This window comes from Streptomyces sp. NPDC052721, from assembly GCF_040678315.1.
Classification (GTDB): Bacteria; Actinomycetota; Actinomycetes; order Streptomycetales; family Streptomycetaceae; genus Streptomyces.
The window spans coordinates 36736-53899 of sequence record NZ_JBFATL010000013.1; the positions used below are offsets into that span (position 1 = coordinate 36736).

General features: G+C 71.2%; 17 protein-coding genes and 2 pseudogenes. 5 read left to right on the plus strand and 14 right to left on the minus strand.

Translation table 11 applies throughout. The features are described 5' to 3' along the window. Window positions 1–2 precede the first annotated feature (2 nt). The 9 genes from AB0L21_RS15250 to AB0L21_RS15290 all read right to left on the minus strand — a co-directional run bounded on the left by AB0L21_RS15250 (window position 3) and on the right by AB0L21_RS15290 (window position 8257). Window positions 3–1244, minus strand: a complete 1242-nt coding sequence (locus AB0L21_RS15250) for a histidine kinase (protein WP_365784491.1) — start codon at window positions 1242–1244, stop codon at window positions 3–5. 233 nt (window positions 1245–1477) lie between these two features. Beyond that, window positions 1478–2365 carry a DUF5936 domain-containing protein gene (locus AB0L21_RS15255; protein ID WP_365701527.1) on the minus strand — a complete coding sequence of 296 codons (888 nt, stop codon included), beginning with the start codon at window positions 2363–2365 and terminating at the stop codon, window positions 1478–1480. Window positions 2366–2378: 13 nt separating this feature from the next. Beyond that, a complete protein-coding gene (locus tag AB0L21_RS15260) occupies window positions 2379–3323 on the minus strand; it encodes a type II secretion system F family protein (RefSeq protein WP_365784392.1) in 945 nt (314 codons plus the stop codon). 11 nt (window positions 3324–3334) lie between these two features. After that, complete coding sequence (locus AB0L21_RS15265; protein WP_365784394.1) at window positions 3335–4672, minus strand: CpaF family protein; 1338 nt, start codon at window positions 4670–4672, stop codon at window positions 3335–3337. 18 nt (window positions 4673–4690) lie between these two features. Next, a complete protein-coding gene (locus AB0L21_RS15270; protein WP_365701533.1) occupies window positions 4691–5038 on the minus strand; it encodes a TadE/TadG family type IV pilus assembly protein in 348 nt (115 codons plus the stop codon). Between the two features lies 1 nt (window position 5039). Continuing rightward, the gene (locus AB0L21_RS15275; RefSeq protein ID WP_365701535.1) at window positions 5040–5420 is read right to left on the minus strand and encodes a TadE family protein; all 381 of its coding nucleotides are present in this window, start codon (window positions 5418–5420) and stop codon (window positions 5040–5042) included. A gap of 7 nt (window positions 5421–5427) precedes the next feature. Then, window positions 5428–6663, minus strand: a complete 1236-nt coding sequence (locus AB0L21_RS15280; RefSeq protein WP_365784396.1) for an AAA family ATPase — start codon at window positions 6661–6663, stop codon at window positions 5428–5430. A gap of 9 nt (window positions 6664–6672) precedes the next feature. Next, the gene (cpaB, locus tag AB0L21_RS15285; RefSeq protein ID WP_365784398.1) at window positions 6673–7377 is read right to left on the minus strand and encodes a Flp pilus assembly protein CpaB; all 705 of its coding nucleotides are present in this window, start codon (window positions 7375–7377) and stop codon (window positions 6673–6675) included. Window positions 7378–7435: 58 nt separating this feature from the next. Then, window positions 7436–8257 (minus strand): hypothetical protein, encoded by an 822-nt coding sequence (locus AB0L21_RS15290; protein WP_365701681.1) that lies wholly within the window; start codon window positions 8255–8257, stop codon window positions 7436–7438. A 338-nt stretch (window positions 8258–8595) separates the two neighbouring features. On the opposite strand from AB0L21_RS15290, the gene AB0L21_RS15295 reads away from it, so the two are divergent. The 5 genes and pseudogenes from AB0L21_RS15295 (at window position 8596) to AB0L21_RS15315 (ending at window position 12640) form a co-directional block, all read left to right on the plus strand. Beyond that, on the plus strand, window positions 8596–10314 hold the full coding sequence (locus AB0L21_RS15295) for a glycoside hydrolase family 18 protein (protein ID WP_365701540.1): 1719 nt from the start codon (window positions 8596–8598) through the stop codon (window positions 10312–10314). An 81-nt stretch (window positions 10315–10395) separates the two neighbouring features. Continuing rightward, window positions 10396–10668 (plus strand): annotated as a pseudogene (locus AB0L21_RS15300) (hypothetical protein); the annotation flags it as partial. A 178-nt stretch (window positions 10669–10846) separates the two neighbouring features. Further along, window positions 10847–10948 (plus strand): annotated as a pseudogene (locus tag AB0L21_RS15305) (transcriptional regulator); the annotation flags it as partial. 6 nt (window positions 10949–10954) lie between these two features. Further along, window positions 10955–11152 (plus strand): DUF397 domain-containing protein, encoded by a 198-nt coding sequence (locus AB0L21_RS15310; RefSeq protein WP_365784400.1) that lies wholly within the window; start codon window positions 10955–10957, stop codon window positions 11150–11152. Between the two features lie 144 nt (window positions 11153–11296). Then, window positions 11297–12640, plus strand: a complete 1344-nt coding sequence (locus tag AB0L21_RS15315) for a M14 family metallopeptidase (RefSeq protein WP_365784402.1) — start codon at window positions 11297–11299, stop codon at window positions 12638–12640. Between the two features lie 3 nt (window positions 12641–12643). Here the strand turns inward: AB0L21_RS15315 and AB0L21_RS15320 are convergent, their stop codons facing one another. The 5 genes from AB0L21_RS15320 to AB0L21_RS15340 form a co-directional block, all read right to left on the minus strand. Beyond that, complete coding sequence (locus AB0L21_RS15320) at window positions 12644–13222, minus strand: hypothetical protein (RefSeq protein WP_365784404.1); 579 nt, start codon at window positions 13220–13222, stop codon at window positions 12644–12646. A gap of 37 nt (window positions 13223–13259) precedes the next feature. Then, the gene (locus AB0L21_RS15325; protein ID WP_365701546.1) at window positions 13260–14744 is read right to left on the minus strand and encodes a gluconate:H+ symporter; all 1485 of its coding nucleotides are present in this window, start codon (window positions 14742–14744) and stop codon (window positions 13260–13262) included. A 116-nt stretch (window positions 14745–14860) separates the two neighbouring features. After that, on the minus strand, window positions 14861–15271 hold the full coding sequence (locus AB0L21_RS15330; protein WP_014674656.1) for a RidA family protein: 411 nt from the start codon (window positions 15269–15271) through the stop codon (window positions 14861–14863). Continuing rightward, window positions 15268–16032 (minus strand): IclR family transcriptional regulator, encoded by a 765-nt coding sequence (locus AB0L21_RS15335; RefSeq protein ID WP_365701549.1) that lies wholly within the window; start codon window positions 16030–16032, stop codon window positions 15268–15270. Before AB0L21_RS15335 ends, AB0L21_RS15330 begins: the two co-directional genes overlap by 4 nt. Next, window positions 16029–17066, minus strand: coding sequence for a sugar kinase (locus AB0L21_RS15340; RefSeq protein ID WP_365701551.1), 1038 nt, complete (start codon window positions 17064–17066; stop codon window positions 16029–16031). The genes AB0L21_RS15335 and AB0L21_RS15340 overlap by 4 nt, the downstream gene beginning before the upstream one ends. Window positions 17067–17164 lie beyond the last annotated feature (98 nt).

Genomic DNA, 17164 nt, shown 5'->3' on the forward strand with positions numbered 1-17164 from the left:
TCTCACACGTCTCGGGACACGGGGGCGGGTCTTGGCGCTGTCGGCAACGGGACCTCCAGGCGGACCTCCGTGCCGCGTTCGTGGGTGCCCCTTCCGATGCGGATCCGGGCGCCGGCGTGCGCTGCCCGTTCGACCATGCCGAGCAGGCCGAAGTGGCCTGAGCCGCGCAGTTCTTCGAGTGTGGTGCCGGGCGGGAGGCCGCTGCCGTCGTCGTGGATCGTGAGGCGGAGCAGGTGGCCGTCGACCGCGGCCCGTATGTCCACGCGGGTCGCGGACGCGTGCCGGTGGGCGTTCTCCAGTGCTTCCGCGGCGATGGAGAGGACGTGGCGGGCCAGGGGGGCCGGCAGCGAAGGGAGACCGGTCTCCTCGCTCGCCTCGCCGTCCCTCTCCTCTCCTGCCCAGCGGCACGTGACCCTCAGGCCCGTGCGCCTCGTGAAGTCCACCGCCAGGTGTCCGAGTTCCTGCCAGAGCGGGGTCCGGTCCGGCGCGTCAGGCTGGTCCCGGCGCAGGTCCGTCAGCAGTTCCCGGGACTCCGCCGCCGCCCTGCGTGCCGAGCGGGACACCAGTTCGGCCTGTTGCCTGACGCGGGCCGGGTCGGGGGTCGCGGCCGACGCCGTGGCCGCCAGGCCGTCCGCCGCCAGGGCCACGCCGTACAGGGTCTTGGCCACGGAGTCGTGCATCTCGCGGGCGAGCCGGGCGCGTTCGGCGCTCACCGCCTCCGCCGCCGCGAGGCGGGCCTGGACCGTCGTCAGGGCCTGGGTGGCGGCGCCGAAGCGGAGCATCAGGTTGCGCAGGGTCGAGCCCATGGCACCGGCGATGACGCACAGGCCTGGCAGGAGCAGGGCTTCGGCGACGGGCGCGTGCCGGCCGGCCTTCAGGGTCGCGTGGACCAGCAGCAGGATCAGGGACTGGAGCGAGGCGAAGCAGGCCGCGCCGCGCCAGCTGTAGACCAGGCCGGCCAGGAGCGGGGTGCAGACGCTGACGTAGGCGAGGGTGGTGTCGGGGCCGGCCGAGATGAGGAGGAAGGAGCCGAAGAGGGTGTCGGCGGCCAGGAGGCTGGGGTGGCGCAGGAGGAGGGGGCCGAAGCGTTCCCAGTCGCGGAAGAGGACGTAGGACACCATGAAGGTGACGACCACGGCGGCGCCGACCAGGCGGGCGCCCAGGCCGGGGGCCGCGTTGAGGAGGGCGGCGGGGGCCGACAGGACGATCATCGCCAGGCGGAAGCCGAAGACCTGGCGGCACATGGCCTGGAGGGCGCGGATCTGGAGTTTCTCGGAGGGCTCGGCCGGGGGCGCCACCGTCACGGTCGCCGCTGCCGCCGGGTGCGGTGAGACCTCCGTCTCAGCATCGCCCGCCCCCGAATTCCGCTTCCGTCCGGCCCCCCGCAGCCACGCCCCGGCCCGCGTCACCCCCGCGTGCACGCCCCGGCCTGTGCGCCCCCTCAGCACTGTCGAGCCCGTCACCGTCACGCCCGTCCTCACTCCCCCGTGAGCGAGCCGAAGTCCACGCCGGAGCCGAGGAGCAGGCCCGCGCCCAGCAGGAGCATCGTCGCCGGGACCATGAACGTGGTGATCATCAGCGTGGCCTTCGGTACCGCCCGGGCGGCCTTGCGGCGGGCGTTCTGGGCGTCGGTGCGGCGCATGTCCTTGGCCAGGGAGACCAGCGTGTCCACGATGGGCGCGCCCAGCTCCTCCCCCTGCTGCAACGCCGTGACGAACATGGCCACCTGCTCGGAGTCGTTGCGCCGCCGCAGCTCCGAGAAGGCCTCGCGGCGGCTCATGCCGAGGTCCATCTGGCGCAGGGTGATGCGCAGTTCGTCGGCCCAGGGGCCCTCGTAGCGGGAGGCGACCCGGTCGAGGGCCTGCCGGAAGCCGAGCCCCGCGCTGACCACCACCGCGAGGACGTCCAGGAAGTCCGGCAGGGTGCGTTCGATGACGTCCTTGCGGACCCGGATCGCCGACCAGAGGCCGACCTCGGTCCAGAACGCGCCGAACAGGAGCAGCAGGACGGCCACGAACCACTGGCCGCGCAGCAGGAACACCAGGAACCCCACGCCGCCGAGGGCGCCGTAGACCGCGCGGCGGGCCGCGTAGCGGTCGATGGTGAGGCCGCCGGGGTTGCCCGCGAGGTCGATCTTCCGGCGGTACCTGGCCACCAGGCGCGGGCCCATGAGGCGCAGCACGGCCGGGGCGTAGCGCATGCCCATGCGGTCGATGACCGAGCCGACCGCGCCGGTGCGGGTGGCGCCGACCTCCAGGGCGACGGCGAGGTCGCCGGGGAGTCTGGCGTCCGCGCGGTACATGCGGATGCCGGCGAAGACGCCGCAGACGCCGAGGGCCATCAGCAGGGCGAGCAGGTATGCCATCGGGTCACCTCCCTCAGACGTCGATCCGGCTCATGCGGCGGATGAGGACGAAGCCGACGGCGTACATGGCGAACGCGATGATCACGCACGCCTGGCCGACCGGTGAGCCGGTCATGCGGTCGAGGGCGCCGTCCTTGACGCCGTTCATCAGGAACAACGCGCCGATCCCGAGGACGGGCACGGCGTACGACGTCATGGTCACCTGGGAGAGCTGGGTGCGGATCTCGCGCCGGGTCTCCTTGCGCTCCTCCAGGGTCTCGGTCAGGTTGCGCAGCGCGGAGACCACCTGGCCGCCCGCCCGGTTCGACAGGACCAGCGTGGTGACCAGGACGACCAGTTCGCGGGAGGGGAGGCGGTCGGCCAGCTCGCCGAGGGCGTCGTCCAGGGAGTGGCCGATGGCCAGTTGGTCGGCGACCTTGGCCAGTTCCTCGCCGGCCGGGGCCTCCAGTTCCTCCGCCGCCATGCCGATCGCGGTGCGCAGGGCGAGGCCGGCCTGGGTGGCGTTGGCCAGGATGCGGGCCAGTTCCGGGAGTTGGCTGATGAAGCGTTCGATGCGCTTCTGTCGCTGCCAGTTGAGGAACTGGACCGCCGCCCAGATGCCCAGCAGGCCCGCGATCGGGCCGAAGAACGGGGCCAGGGCGGCCTGGCCGGTCAGCCAGAGCGCGGCCACCGTCGCGAGCATGGCGGCGAAGAACTCCCCGGGCGTGACGTCCAGGCCGGTCGCCGCCAGGCGTCGCTCCAGCCAGCGGCCGAGGCGGGTGCGGCGCAGCCGCCGGTCCAGGTCGCGGAAGCGGCGTCCGCGGCCGGTCGCGGGTGGGGGGCCGGTGTGCGCGAGGCGGTCCACGAGGGCGGCGCGCCGGGCCCGGCCGGAGGCGTAGGCCTGTACGCCGACCACCGCCAGGACGCAGGTCAGCAGCGTCACGCCGGTGGTGAGCTGGACGAGGGTGTGCAGTTCCATGGTCCTGGGTCCTACCTGGCTTCTCGGGTGGCGAGCTGGTCGGCGGAGCGGGCGACGCCGAAGGCCTGCGGGACGGGCTGGCTCGCCATGTGGAGACGGTCGGCGGTACGGCGGGGCAGTGGGAAGTACCGGAAGGCGCCGTACACGCGGCCGTCCGGGGTCATGGGCCGGGCGTCGAAGCGGGCCACGGTCGCCAGCCGGTACGGCTCCCCGCCGTGACTGTCGAGGAGGGCGATCTCGGTGATCCGGCGGGCGCCGTCGGCGAACCGGGTGAGCTGGACGATGACGTCGACCGCGCTGTTGATCTGGTCGTGCAGGGCGACGAAGGGCACCTCGACGTCGGACATGGAGGCCAGGGTCTGCAACCGCGTCAGCGCGTCCTCGGCGCTGTTCGCGTGCACGGTCGCCAGCGAGCCGTCGTGACCCGTGGACATCGCCTGGAGCATGTCGAGGGATTCGCCGCCGCGGACCTCGCCGACCACGATCCGGTCGGGGCGCATCCGGAGGGAGTTGCGCACCAGGTCCCGGATGGTGATCTGCCCCTTGCCCTCCACGTTGGGCGGGCGGGACTCCAGGCGGACCACATGGGTCTGCTGGAGCTGGAGTTCGGCGGAGTCCTCGATGGTGATGATGCGCTCGTGCGACGGGATCAGCCCGGACAGGGCGTTGAGCAGGGTGGTCTTGCCGGTGCCGGTCGCGCCGGAGACGATGATGTTGAACTTCGCCTGCACCAGGCCCGCCAGCAGGTACACCATGTGCTCGTCCAGCGAGCCGAAGCCGATCAGCTCCTGGAGGGTGAAGGAGCGCGGGAAGCGGCGGATGGTGAGGATGGGGCCGGTCAGGGAGAGCGGCGGGATGATGACGTTGACCCGCTCGCCGGAGGGCAGGCGGGCGTCCACCATCGGGTTCGACTCGTCGACCCTCCGGTTCACCGTGGAGACGATCCGCTCGATGGTCTGCATCAGTTGGTCGGCGGAGACGAACCGCAGGGGGAGTTGCTCGACCCGGCCGCCGCGCTCCACGAAGATCGCGTCCGGGCCGTTGACCATGATCTCCGTGATCGACGCGTCCTCCAGCAGCGGCTCCAGGATGCCGAGGCCGAGCGCCTCGTCCACGACCCGGCGGATCAGCTGGGACCGCTCGACCGTCGACAGCACCGGGCCCTCGCGGCTGATGATGTGCCCGAGCACCCGCTCCAGCCGCGCGCGGCGTTCGGCGGCGGCCAGCGAACTCATCTCCGCGAGGTCGATCTCCTCCAGCAGCTTGGCCCGGTAGGCGGCGACCAGCTGCCCGTCCTCGCCCCGGCTGCCGTGCTCCTCCGGGGTGCTGATGCGTGCCCGCAGACTCATGGGGTCGCTTCTCCTCGGTCAGTGGTCGAGCGGCATGGTGGCGGACTTGGTGGCGGAGCCGAGGTCCCAGACGATGGTGGGGATGTGGACGGTCGCGGTGACGGTGACCGAGTCGTCCCCTTCCCCGGTCTCTCCGCACTGCACGGAGAGCCCACCGCTGACCGCGTCGGCGCACGCCTGTCCCACGTTCTGGTGCAAGGAAGCGGCCCGCGCCCCCGCCCGGGCCGCCGTACCGGCCTGCTCGGCGGCGTAGGCGACGGCGCCGATCTGGAACCCGGCCAGCCCGACGAGCAGCAGGATCGGCACGAACCCCAGGTACTCGATGGCCACTTGGCCGCTGTCACGTCGTCGGCGGCGGTACGGCATCTCAGTCCTTCACCTCCTCGACGGCTCCGGCGTGGCCGTGCACGGTGGCGGGGAAGGAGATGACGCCCGGGAAGAGGACCGGGACCTCGAGGGTGACATCGGCCGTGACATAGCCGGACGGACTGCACTGCACCGACGCGTCCCCCTTCCACGCTCCCGGCAGGTGCTTCAGCCCCGCCTGCGCGCACGCGGCCTGACGCGCGCCTCCCCGTGGCGCGGCCGTCCCTGCCCGCACCGCCTCGTCCGCAGCGTTCCCGGCGAGCGTGAAGGTGTATCCCACAAGCACGGCCTGCCACATCAGCACCAGCGTCAGAACGATCAGCGGGGTCATGCCCAGGAACTCGATGCTCACCTGCCCCCGGTCCCCGTCCGGCCTTCTCATCAGGGGCTCACTCCTTCCGCCGCCGCAGGCTCACGGGACCGCGCCCGCTCCCGCGGTGGGAGGCTGCCTCCGCGGCCTTCACCAGCCCGAGCTCCGCGGCGAGCCCCCACAGCGCCTGCTTCACCGTGCTCCTGGCGTCGAGTTCGTGGACCCGCCCGGCGTCCACCACCCCCTGCAGTTCCTTGAAGTTGGCGGGTACGGCCGTACGCGCCAGCGCCGTGCCGGTGATGCGCTGCACGAGCGCGGGCTGGATCTCCGTACTGCGCGTGTGCCGGTTGACGACCGCGGTCGTCTCCTCGGCCTTGCGGATCTGCAGCCGGTCCCACATCCGCACGGTGCGTTTGGCGGCGCGTACGGCGATGACGTCCGGGGTGGTGACCAGCAGCGCGGTGTCGGCCATCTCGACGGCCGCCGCTCCGGCGCCGCTGAGCTGGGCGCCGCAGTCGATGACGACGACCTCGTAGCGCGAGCGCAGGGCGCTGACGAGCTGGCGGGTGGCGCGGTCGGTGACCTCCTCGCCGCGTTCGCCCTCGCCGGGCGCGAGGAGCAGGGCGAGCCCGGTGTCGTGGCGGAAGACGGCCTCGGCGAGGACACGGGGCGAGATGTCGGTGATGGCGGCCAGGTCGGCCACCGACCGGCGGAACTGGATGTCCAGGTAGGAGGCGATGTCGCCGGTCTGGAGGTCGAGGTCGACCAGGGCGGTGGCGCGGCCGGAGGCCTGGGCCGCGAGGGCCAGCTGGATGGCGGTCAGTGTCGCGCCCACGCCTCCCTTGGCGCCGCTGACCGTGACGACGGTGCCGCCGGCCCCGGCGAGCACCTCGGCGCCGTGCCCGAGGTGCCGGCGTACCCCGGTCGACCACTGGGCGACGGCCTGGACGCGGTTGGCCAGTTCCTCGTACGACAGCGGGAGCGGGACCAGGCCGCGGGCACCGGAGTCCATGGCGGCGGCGAACAGGCCGGGGCTCGCGTCGGTGGTGACGAGGATGACGCCGACGGCCGGGAAGCGCAGGGCGACCTCGCGGATCAGTTCCAGGGCCGGGACCGGTCCGATCCGTTCGTGGACGACCACGACCTCGGGCAGTTCGTCGACCGACTCGGCGGCGAGCCGGGCGAGGCCGTCGACCAGCTGGGTCGAGTCGGTCACCGGGGGCTGTGGCTCGGCGTCGGGGAGCTGGCTGAGCAGGGTGGTGAGGGAGCGGACGGCGTCCGGGTCCGCACCGGCCGGGAGGATCCTGGTGGGCATGGCCGCCTCTCACTTGTCCGTCGCGAGTTCGTAGGTGCGGTCCTTGTCCGGGACGCTGGTCTCGCTGCCGGGGGCCACGAGCGCGAGCCGGACGCGCTGGGCGAAGGACTCGGCGTAGGTGACGCGCTGGGCGTCGATGGTGGACAGCGCGAAGGTGATGGGGACGGCCTCGGTGGCCTGCTGGTTCTTGTCGCGGTCGGGTTCTAGGGCGGTGATCCGGCCGACGTCGATGACGCGGGCGTTGGTCACGATGATCTTCGACTGGTCCGGGTCGCCCTCCTTCTTTCCCTCGAAGGTGGCGTAGACGTTGACCCGCGACCCCGGGGTGATCTTCCCCGCGACGCCGGTCGCCGCGTCGATCATGATGGCGACCTCCTGCTGGCCGGACTGGAGGGCGGGCCGGTCCACGATCATGTCGGTCTGGAGCAGCGAGCCGGCGTGCAGGGTGGTCACGGCGATCTTGCCGCGGATCTGCCGGAGGTCGGTGACGGCGTTGCCGGACAGCCACCGCTTCGGCATCTCGATCTTCTCGAACTGGCCCGTGTCCAGGGCGGTGTACGGCCTCACCTCGGACCTGACCCGGTAGGCGGCGACCTCGGGCCCGACCTTGGAGTTCGCGTCGTGGATGACGGAGAGCACGCCGGCGAACGCGCCCAGCGCGCACAGGACCGACAGGATCAGGAGTATCACGCCGCGGCGCTGACGGAAGTTCATGAACCGTGCAACCTCATTGGGGGAATCGGTCGAGCGGGACGGGTCAGGTTCGCGCAGGTCAGGCGGGCGTTCGCTGTTCCAGGGCGCGGGGTGGCTCGTACACGGGCGCGGTGGCGGAGCAGAAGACGCAGCGGTCGCCGATGACGTCGAGGCCGCACCAGTGACAGCTGGTCCGCCGTACGGAGGTGACCAGTTGGTAGAGGACGGACAGGTCGGCGAGGTAGCCGCAGAACTCGACCATGCGGCCGGTCCCCCACCACACCGGGGACTCGGCGGGCAGCGGGGTCTCGCGCAGCCCGTGCACGCCCCACCGCGTGCCGAGCCCGGCGGCCCAGTCGCTCTGCAGCTGCCCCTTCGCGACCAGCATCCAGGTGCTGAACTCGGGCCCTTTGAGCGTGGCTCCGGGGGCGACCTTGACGAGCTGGGGCTCGGGATGGGCGAGGACGGCGAACTGACTGCCCGGCATCCAGGACCTGGCGTGCGCCTTGAGCCCGACCGGGACCCGGTCCAGCCTGGCGACGGAGCCGAGGACGGCGCCGGCGTGGATGTAGTGGGTGAGCAGCCGTCCGGCGGAGGCGAGCACGCCCGGGCTCAGGTCGCAGGAGGCGAGCTGGCGCAGCTGCCGGGCCAGGACGGCGATGCCGAGCGGCGGTAACTCCGGCCGGAACAGGGCGATGCGGTCGCTCTCCAGCAGCGAGCGCAGGGTGTGGAGCCGCCGTACGACCGGCTCCGGGGTGGCCTGTGAGCAGACGACGACGACATAGCCGTACTGCTCGGTGAGGGTGTGGAGTTCGGTGAGGGCCTGGTCCAGCGGCTTGCGGTCGAGGCCGGTCAGCACGACGGCGGGCATGGTCCGCTCGTCCTGCTCCGGCAGCGCCATGTCGGCACTGGTCACGGCAATGGCAGTTGGCACGCGCAGCTCCCCGCTCTTCACACCCGCCGGCCCACCGGTGTAACCCCAATGCGCCAGGACGACTTCACTGCGTGACTACCTGAGCACTGTATCCACGGGCGTATGACCGGAGAACAGCGTTTGTGAAGCCGGTGTGGAACTCTCCCGGAGCAAGTCCCGCCAAACCTGGACAGGTTGAGCCACCGATCGGAGACGGTTTTGGTCTGGACCTCTTGACACCCGGATTGGTCTGGACCAACTTAAGGGCGCAAGCGGTGGCCACCGCCCCTCTCCCTCCTCCCCGCCCACTCCCCACGGAGGCTCCAGTGGACCGCGCACCAGGCACACCCAGACCCCGCGGACGGCGGCTCGCGACATGGTCCGCCGCCACCGCCCTGGCCCTCTCGGTCGCGGGCCTCGCCACGGCCGGCCCGGCGTCCGCCGCGGACGTCAACAACGTGAAGAACGCGGGCTTCGAGTCGGGCCTGGCCAACTGGACGTGTACGGCCGGCAGCGGCACGACGGTCACGTCCCCGGTGCACGGCGGCACCGCGGCCCTCAAGGCGACCCCGGCCGGCCAGGACAACGCCCAGTGCACCCAGACGGTCACGGTCAAGCCCAACGCGACGTACACGCTGAGCGCGTGGGTCCAGGGCGGCTACTCCTACCTCGGCGTGACGGGCACCGGCACGACGGACGTCTCGACGTGGACCCCCGACTCGACGTCCTGGAAGCAGTTGTCGACGACGTTCACCACGGGCGCGTCCACGACCTCGGTCACCGTCTACACCCACGGCTGGTACGGCCAGGCGGCCTACTACGCCGACGACATCTCGGTCTACGGCCCCGACGGCGGCGGAGGCGGCGACCCGGCCCCGACGGTCCCGGCGGCTCCGGCGGGCCTCTCGGTCACCGGTACGACGTCCTCCTCGGTCTCCCTGTCCTGGTCGGCGGTGTCGGGCGCGACGGGCTACAACGTCTACCGCAACGGCACCAAGGTCACGGCCGTGACCGGCACGTCGGCGACGGTGACCGGCCTCACGGCATCCACGTCGTACTCCTTCCAGGTCACAGCGACCAACGCGGCCGGCGAGTCGGCCAAGTCGGCCACCGTGACGGGCACGACGACCTCCGGCACGGGCGGCGGAGGCGGCGGCTCGCTCCCCAAGCACGCGGTCACCGGCTACTGGCAGAACTTCAACAACGGCGCCACGGTCCAGAAACTCTCCGACGTCCCGTCGTCCTACGACATCATCGCGGTGGCCTTCGCCGACGCGACGTCGACCCCGGGAGCCGTCTCCTTCACCCTGGACTCCGCCGGCCTGGGCGGCTACACCGTCGACCAGTTCAAGGCCGACATCAAGGCCAAGCAGGCGGCCGGCAAGAAGGTCATCATCTCGGTCGGCGGCGAGAAGGGCTCGGTGGCGGTCAACGACGCCGCCTCGGCCACGAACTTCGCCAACTCGGTCTACTCGCTGATGCAGACGTACGGCTTCGACGGCGTCGACATCGACCTGGAGAACGGCCTGAACGCGACGTACATGACGCAGGCGCTGCGCTCGCTGTCGTCGAAGGCGGGCTCCTCCCTGATCATCACGATGGCCCCCCAGACGATCGACATGCAGTCCACGTCGAACACGTACTTCCAGACCGCCCTCAACATCAAGGACATCCTGACGGTCGTCAACACGCAGTACTACAACAGCGGTTCCATGCTGGGCTGCGACGGCAAGGTCTACAGCCAGGGCACGGTCGACTTCCTGACGGCCCTCGCCTGCATCCAGCTGGAGGGCGGCCTCTCCCCGTCCCAGGTCGGCCTCGGCGTCCCCGCCTCCACCCGCGCGGCGGGCAGCGGCTACGTCTCCCCGACGGTGGTCGACAACGCCCTGGACTGCCTGACGGCGGCCACGAACTGCGGCACCTTCAAGCCGTCCAAGACCTACCCCGCCCTGCGCGGCGCGATGACCTGGTCCACGAACTGGGACGCCACGTCGGGCAACGCGTGGTCGAACACGGTCGGACCCCACGTGCACGCACTGCCGTGACGTGATCCACCGAACACACCCAGCGCCCGGGCCTTTCGGTCCGGGCGCTGTCTTGTGTGAGGCGGGGCGGCCGGACTGTCGGCGCGTTTCGCGGTCGCGCGGGGTGAGGGCGACCGGGAGTGGGCGTACCGGCGGTGGCTGGGGGCGCGTCGGCTGGACGCGGCGGTCCCGCCGGTCGGGGTGCCGTGCGGGGTGGCCCTGGACTGTGCGGACGGGGAGGACGGGATGGTCTTTCCTCCGGTTCGCGGGATCGTGCCGGAAGAGGTGGCCGTGGACGTCGACGCGGGGGACGCGGCGGCTGAGGACATGGACGGGCCTGGCGACGGGCACGTACTACCAGCCCGTGCCAAGTGAATCGACGGCACCAGCGGCGCCGGGGGCCCATCCTCGACGGCAGTGATGGGCGGATCTGAGCCATGCAGCGAGGTCTCTGGACGGCCCCTGCCTCCACCTCTCCCTACGCCCCCTGGCCCGAATCCGCCCATCACTCCTGTCGCCGCCGATCCCCACCGTCACCGGCCGTTGGCCGCCACAGCTGGAACACTTTCGAAGGCTGTTCCGTAGGGTGAGGGCTCAGGCACTGCCCCCTGAGCGGTCGCGTGACCTCATCCACCAGTTGACGAAGGAGCTGTGAGGACCGGTGCCCACCCCCACCTCGTGGCAGAAGTCGTCCTTCTCCGGAGGCGGCCAGGGGGATGCCTGCGTCGAAGTCGCCCACCTCGGCACCCGCATATCCATCCGCGACTCCAAAGTCCCCACCCGAGCCACCCTCACCTTCCCGGCCCGCGCCTTCTCCGCCTTCGTGGAAGCCCTGAAGGACCACCCCTCCGCGGACTGAGCGGCGCGTCGGCATCCGCCCTGCCGTTTCCGGTCGTTCCACCCACCCATGCTTGACCTGATCATGCCAACCCCTCACCATGAGCGCCAACCCGCACAGCACGTCGCACGGGAACACCCCACCTCCACCCCACAAGGAGAGTTCATGCGACTTCGCATCCGCGGCTCCGGCGCGCGTGGCGGCAGACGTACCGCCGTTCTCGGTGCGCTGCTGGCCCTCGCCCTCGCCGCACCGGTCTCGGCCGGCGTCGACCATGCCACCGCCGACAGCGTGCGCAGGGCCGGACCGGCCGACGACGGCATCGGGCAGTACGAGATTCACCAGAGCACGACCCCCGTGACGCGTACGGCCATTCAGGCGGCCGGTGTCACCGTCGACGAGGCCGACGAAGAGACCGTCGTCGTGTCCGGGCGGGCCGAGCAGATCCGGAAGCTTCGGCAACTCGGTTACGACGTGGAGCCGTTGGCCGCGGCGCCGCAACGATCCGGAGCGCGGCTCTACGACTTTCCCAGCGCGGACTCGAAGTACCACAACTACGCCGAGATGAACGCCGAGATCGACCAGCGGCTCGCCGCCTATCCGGGCATCATGAGCAAGCGGGTGATCGGGAAGTCTTACCAGGGCCGGGACATCGTCGCCGTCAAGGTCAGTGACAATGTCGGCACCGACGAGAACGAGCCCGAGGTGCTGTTCACCGCGCATCAGCACGCGCGGGAGCATCTGACCGTGGAGATGGCGCTCTACCTGCTGCGCGAACTCGGGGCGGGGTACGGGTCGGACTCTAGGGTCACCAACGTCGTCAACAGCCGGGAGATCTGGATCATCCCTGATCTGAATCCGGACGGGGGCGAGTACGACATCGCCAGTGGGTCGTACCGTTCGTGGCGGAAGAACCGGCAGCCCAACTTCGGTTCCTCGTACGTCGGTACGGACCTCAACCGGAACTGGAACTACAAGTGGGGCTGCTGCGGCGGCTCGTCAGGGTCGACGTCGTCCGAGACCTACCGCGGGTCCGCCGCCGAGTCCGCGCCCGAGGTGAAGGTCGTCTCCGACTTCGTGCGCGGCCGGGTCGTCGGCGGCAAGCAGCAGATCAAGGCCGGCATCGACTTCCACACCTACAGCGAGCTGGTGCTGTGGCCGTTCGGGTACACCTACGCGGACACCGCCACCGGCATGACCGCGGACGACGCCGCCGCGTTCAAGGCCGTGGGGCAGAAGATGGCCGCCAGCAACGGGTACACGGCGGAGCAGTCCAGCGATCTGTACATCACCGACGGGTCCATCGACGACTATCTCTGGGGCGTGCACAAGATCTTCGACTACACCTTCGAGATGTATCCGGCGTCCGGTTCCGGAGGCGGGTTCTACCCGCCCGACGAAGTCATCGAGCGGGAGACCTCACGGAACAAGGACGCCGTGTTGCAGCTGCTGGAGAACGCCGACTGCATGTACCGGTCGATCGGCAAGGCCGCCCAGTACTGCGGTTAGGGGTCACGCCTCCTCGAAGTAGGCGTCGAGCACCGCGTCCAGCTGCTCGTCCCACTCCTTGAAGCGCGCCCTGGCCGCCGCCTCGATCTCGATCGGGTACCAGCGGCGGTCAGGGGTGTGCACGGTGATCGTGTAGCGCTTGCCGAAGCGCGGGGACTCCGTCTCCACCGCCGCGATCTCGTCCCAGCGGAACTCGCAGGCCTCCTCGTCCAGGCTGAGGCGGACGCCCTTGCGGTCGGCCACTATCCTCGCCCGGCGGTCGGACGCCTCGAAGACCGGCCCGTCGGCCTTGTCCTCGGCGTCCGCCTCATCGGCGTCCACCCGTTCGGGCGACGCCGGTTCGGAGGACTCCGGTTCCGGGGACCGCGGTTCGGAGGACGCCCGTTCGGAAGACGGCGGCTCCTCCGCCCCCTTCGGCTCCGGCGACTTCGTCACCCCGTCCGTCGGCGTCGGACCCGTGATCCCCGGGACGAAGGCCGGGTCGAAACCGGCGCCCATCACGGGCTCGGCCTTCAACGGCTCGGCCCGCACCGGCTCTGCGGCCTCGGTCGGCTTGCTGCTCGATCCTATGCGCTGCTCCACGGCGGCAGTATGGACGACTTCCCTGTGCCGGAACCAGTCAGCTCACGAACACGCTGACCACCGCCGCCACCGCGAACCCCGCCAGTGACAGCACCGACTCCAGAACCGTCCAGGTCCGCAGCGTGTCCCGTTCGCTGATGCCGAAGTACTTGGCCACCATCCAGAATCCGCCGTCGTTGACGTGCGAGGCGAAGATGGAGCCCGCCGAGATGGCCATGATGACGAGGGCGGTGAAGGCCTGGGAGTGGTGGCCCTCGGACAGCAGGGGCGCCACGATCCCCGCCGTCGTCACGATCGCGACCGTCGCCGAGCCCTGGGCGACCCGCAGGACCACCGAGATCAGGTAGGACAGGACGATCACGGGCAGGCCCACGTCGTGGAACGTGTCCGACAGCGCCTGCGCCACCCCGCTCGCCTTCAGTACGGCGCCGAAGACGCCGCCCGCGCCGACGACCAGCAGGATGTTGCCGATCGGCTTCAGGGACGCCGTCGACACGGTCTCCAGGGACTTGCGGGACCAGCCGCGGCGGATGCCGAGCAGGTAGTAAGCGAGGAAGAGGGCGATCGTCAGGGCGACGAAGGGATGGCCGAAGAACTCGACGACCGAGCGGCCGGTGGACGGGTCGAGGGCGATCGAGGAGAAGGTGGCGGCGAGGATCAGGATCAGCGGCGTACCGATGATGGCGAGGACCGTGCCCAGTGGCACCGGCTCCTCGCGCGGCTCGACACCCGAGGCGCGCTGCTCCTGGAGGACGGCCTGCTTCGCCTCCGCCGCCGCCTCCACCATGTCCTGCGGTACGGCGACGAAGACGCGGCGGCCGACCCACGCGGAGAACGCCCAGGCGGCCAGCACGGCGGGGACGCCGCACACGACGCCCATGAGGATGACCCAGCCGAGGTCCACGTGGAGCAGTCCGGCGGCGGCCACCGGGCCCGGGTGCGGGGGCAGGAAGGCGTGGGTCATCGACAGGCCGGCCAGCAGGGGCAGGCAGTACAGGAGGATGGACCTGCCGCTGCGCTTCGCCGCGGCGTAGACGATCGGCGCCAGGACGAAGATGCCGACGTCGAAGAAGACCGGGATGCCGAAGATCAGGCCGGTCAGGCCCATCGCGAGGGGGGCTCGGCGCTCGCCGAACAGGGCGAGCAGACGCGAGGCGAGTACCTCAGCGCCGCCGCTGACCTCCAGGACGGCGCCGAGCATGGTGCCGAGGCCGATGATGACCGCGACGTGGCCGAGGATGCCGCCCATGCCGGACTCGATGGTGGACACCGCGTCCGAGCGCTGGACCGTGCCGAAGAGTTCGGTGACCGACAGGCCGGCCAGCAGGCCGACGGCTATGGAGACGGCGAGCAGGGCGACGAACGGCTGGAGCCTGACCTTGATGATCAGGAAGAGGAGCAGGGCGATGCCCACGGCGGCGACCGTGAGCAGTCCGGCCGTGCCGTCGACGAGGAGGAGCAGACCTCCGGTGTGGGGTGGTGCGGCGGGAGCGGGAGCAGGGGCGGCGAGCGGATAGGACATACGGGGGTCCTCTACGTAAATGCATACTGCTTTCGGGCAGGGGGGAGCGTGGCACGGCGCCCCATGAGGTGCCGTGCCGTACGGGACGTGCGGGAGATACGGGGGGTGAGGGGAGGTCAGCCCAGAACGGCGAGTGCGTCGATCTCGATGAGGAGGCCGGCCGGCAGGCCGACGTAGACCGTCGTGCGGGCGGCGGGCGGCTGGGTGAGGCCCTGCTCCTCGAAGTAGGCGTTGTAGATCTCGTTCATCTCGGCGAAGTGGCCGACGTCGGTGAGGTAGACGCGGATCATCATCACGTCGTCCCAGCCGGCGCCGCCCTCCTCCAGGATGGCCTTGACGTTGGCGAGGGTCTGGAGGGTCTGCTCGCGCAGGGAGGGGCCGGCGGGCGTCGGGGGCTTGCCCTCCTCGGCGGGCAGGAAGCCGACCTGGCCGGCGACCTGGAGGATGTTGCCCTTGCGTACGCCGTGCGAGAACTTCGCGGGCGGGGTGGTGTGGGTCTTCGGGGTGAGGGCGATCTTGTCGGTCATGCGGTGCGGTCCTTCACTGGGGTGCGTCCGGAGTACTCGCCGCTGATCGCGTCCGCCGTACGGCGCACCAGCGGGAGCAGGGTGAGGAGTTCCTCGGCGGTGACGACCACGTTCGGCGCGGACACCGACATGGCGGCGACCACCCGGCCGTCGGCGCCGCGGATGGGGGCGGCGACGCAGTTGATGGACTCCTCGTGGCCACCGAGGTCGGTGGCCCAGCCCTGTTCGCGCACCGTGGCCAGCTCCTTCAGGAAGGCCTCGGCGTGGGGGGTCGAACGGGCCGTGTACAGGGGGTAGTCGAGCTGCTCGGCGAGGGCGCGGCGCTCGGGTTCGGGCAGGTCGGCGAGGAGCAGCTTGGCCACGGCGGCGACGGTGATGGCGACGGGCTTGCCGATCCGGGAGTACATGCGGACCGGGTAGCGGCTCTCGACCTTGTCGATGTACAGCACCTCGTTCTCCTCGTAGACGGCGAGGTGGACGGTGTGGCCGCACTGTTCGTTGAGCCGTACGAGGTGGGGGTGGGCGATCTCGCGGATGTCGAGGTTCTCCATCGCCTCCTGGGCGAGGGCGAAGAGGCGGGCGCCGAGGCGGTAGCGCTGGTCGGACTGGCGGTAGACCAGGCCGTGTTCGTGCAGGGTGCGCAGGAGGCGGAGGGCCGTGGATTTGTGCACGCCGAGGCGGTCGGCGACCTGGCCGAGGTCGGCGGGGCCCTCGGCGAGCAGCGGCAGGATGCTCAACGCGCGGTCGACGGTCTGACTCATGGGATGTTCGCCTCCTCCTCGGCCTGCTCGGCTTGCGTCCAGCCGGGGCCGAGTCGAAGTCTCCCCCATGCGTCGTCGTCCAGGGCGGCGAGGCGGTCGGCGTGGCCGCGGGCGGGGGGTGCGGCGAGGTCGCCGGGGGTGGTGAGGGCGGCGGCGGCGAAGAGGTGACCGTGTCTGAGCCGGTCCTTGACGGGGAGCCCGCGCAGGGTCGCCGAGAGGAAACCGGCGGCGAAGGCGTCTCCCGCGCCGACGTGGGCGACGACGTCCACCTGCGGAGCGCGGACGTGTGTCGCGGTGCCGTCGGCGTCCCCCGTGCCGTCGGTGTCCTGGTGGAAGGCGGTCGCTCCTCCCTTGCCTTGTTTGACGACGACGATGTCGGGCTGGGGCAGTGCCTGGACGATGGAGCGTCCGCCGTGCAGCCCCCATGCGTCGCGGGCCTCGTCGGCGCCGACGAACACGATGTCCGCGCGCCGCGCCAGGTCCAGCAGGAGCTGGGCGCCCTCGCCGTCGCCCCACAGTCCGGGCCGGTAGTTCACGTCGAAGGACACCAGGGGGCGTCCCGGGACGGGGGCCGTCAGTTCGTGGAGGAGGGACCGGCACTCGTCCGACAGCGCGGCCGTGATGCCGGTCAGGTGCAGGACCCGGGCGGCGCGGGCCGCCGCGAGGTCCACGCTGGTCACGGACATCGCCGACGCCGCCGAGCCCGCCCGGTAGTACGCCACCTCGTGCGCGCCCGTTCCCCGGTCCCCGGCGGTGCGGAAGTACACGCCCGTGGGCCGGCCCGGGTCCCGGTGTACGGCGGTGACGTCGACGCCGTACCCGGCGATCCGCTCCAGCAGGTGGTCGCCGAAGCCGTCCGCGCCGACGCGGCTGACCCAGCGTGCCGTGTGCCCGAACGCGGCCAGGGCGCAGGCGACGTTGGACTCGGCGCCGCCGATGGCCCGGTCGAAGGAGGGGACGTCGGCGAGGCGGCCGGGGCGGCTGGGCAGGAAGGTGACCATGGACTCGCCGAGCGCCACCACGTCCACGTCCATGACATTCCGCGGGTGCGCAACGGTCGAGGCGTAAGCAGCGTCGTTGATGATGACTCCTGTCGATGCCAGGCCGGCGGATCCGTTGACCCGGTGTTCGG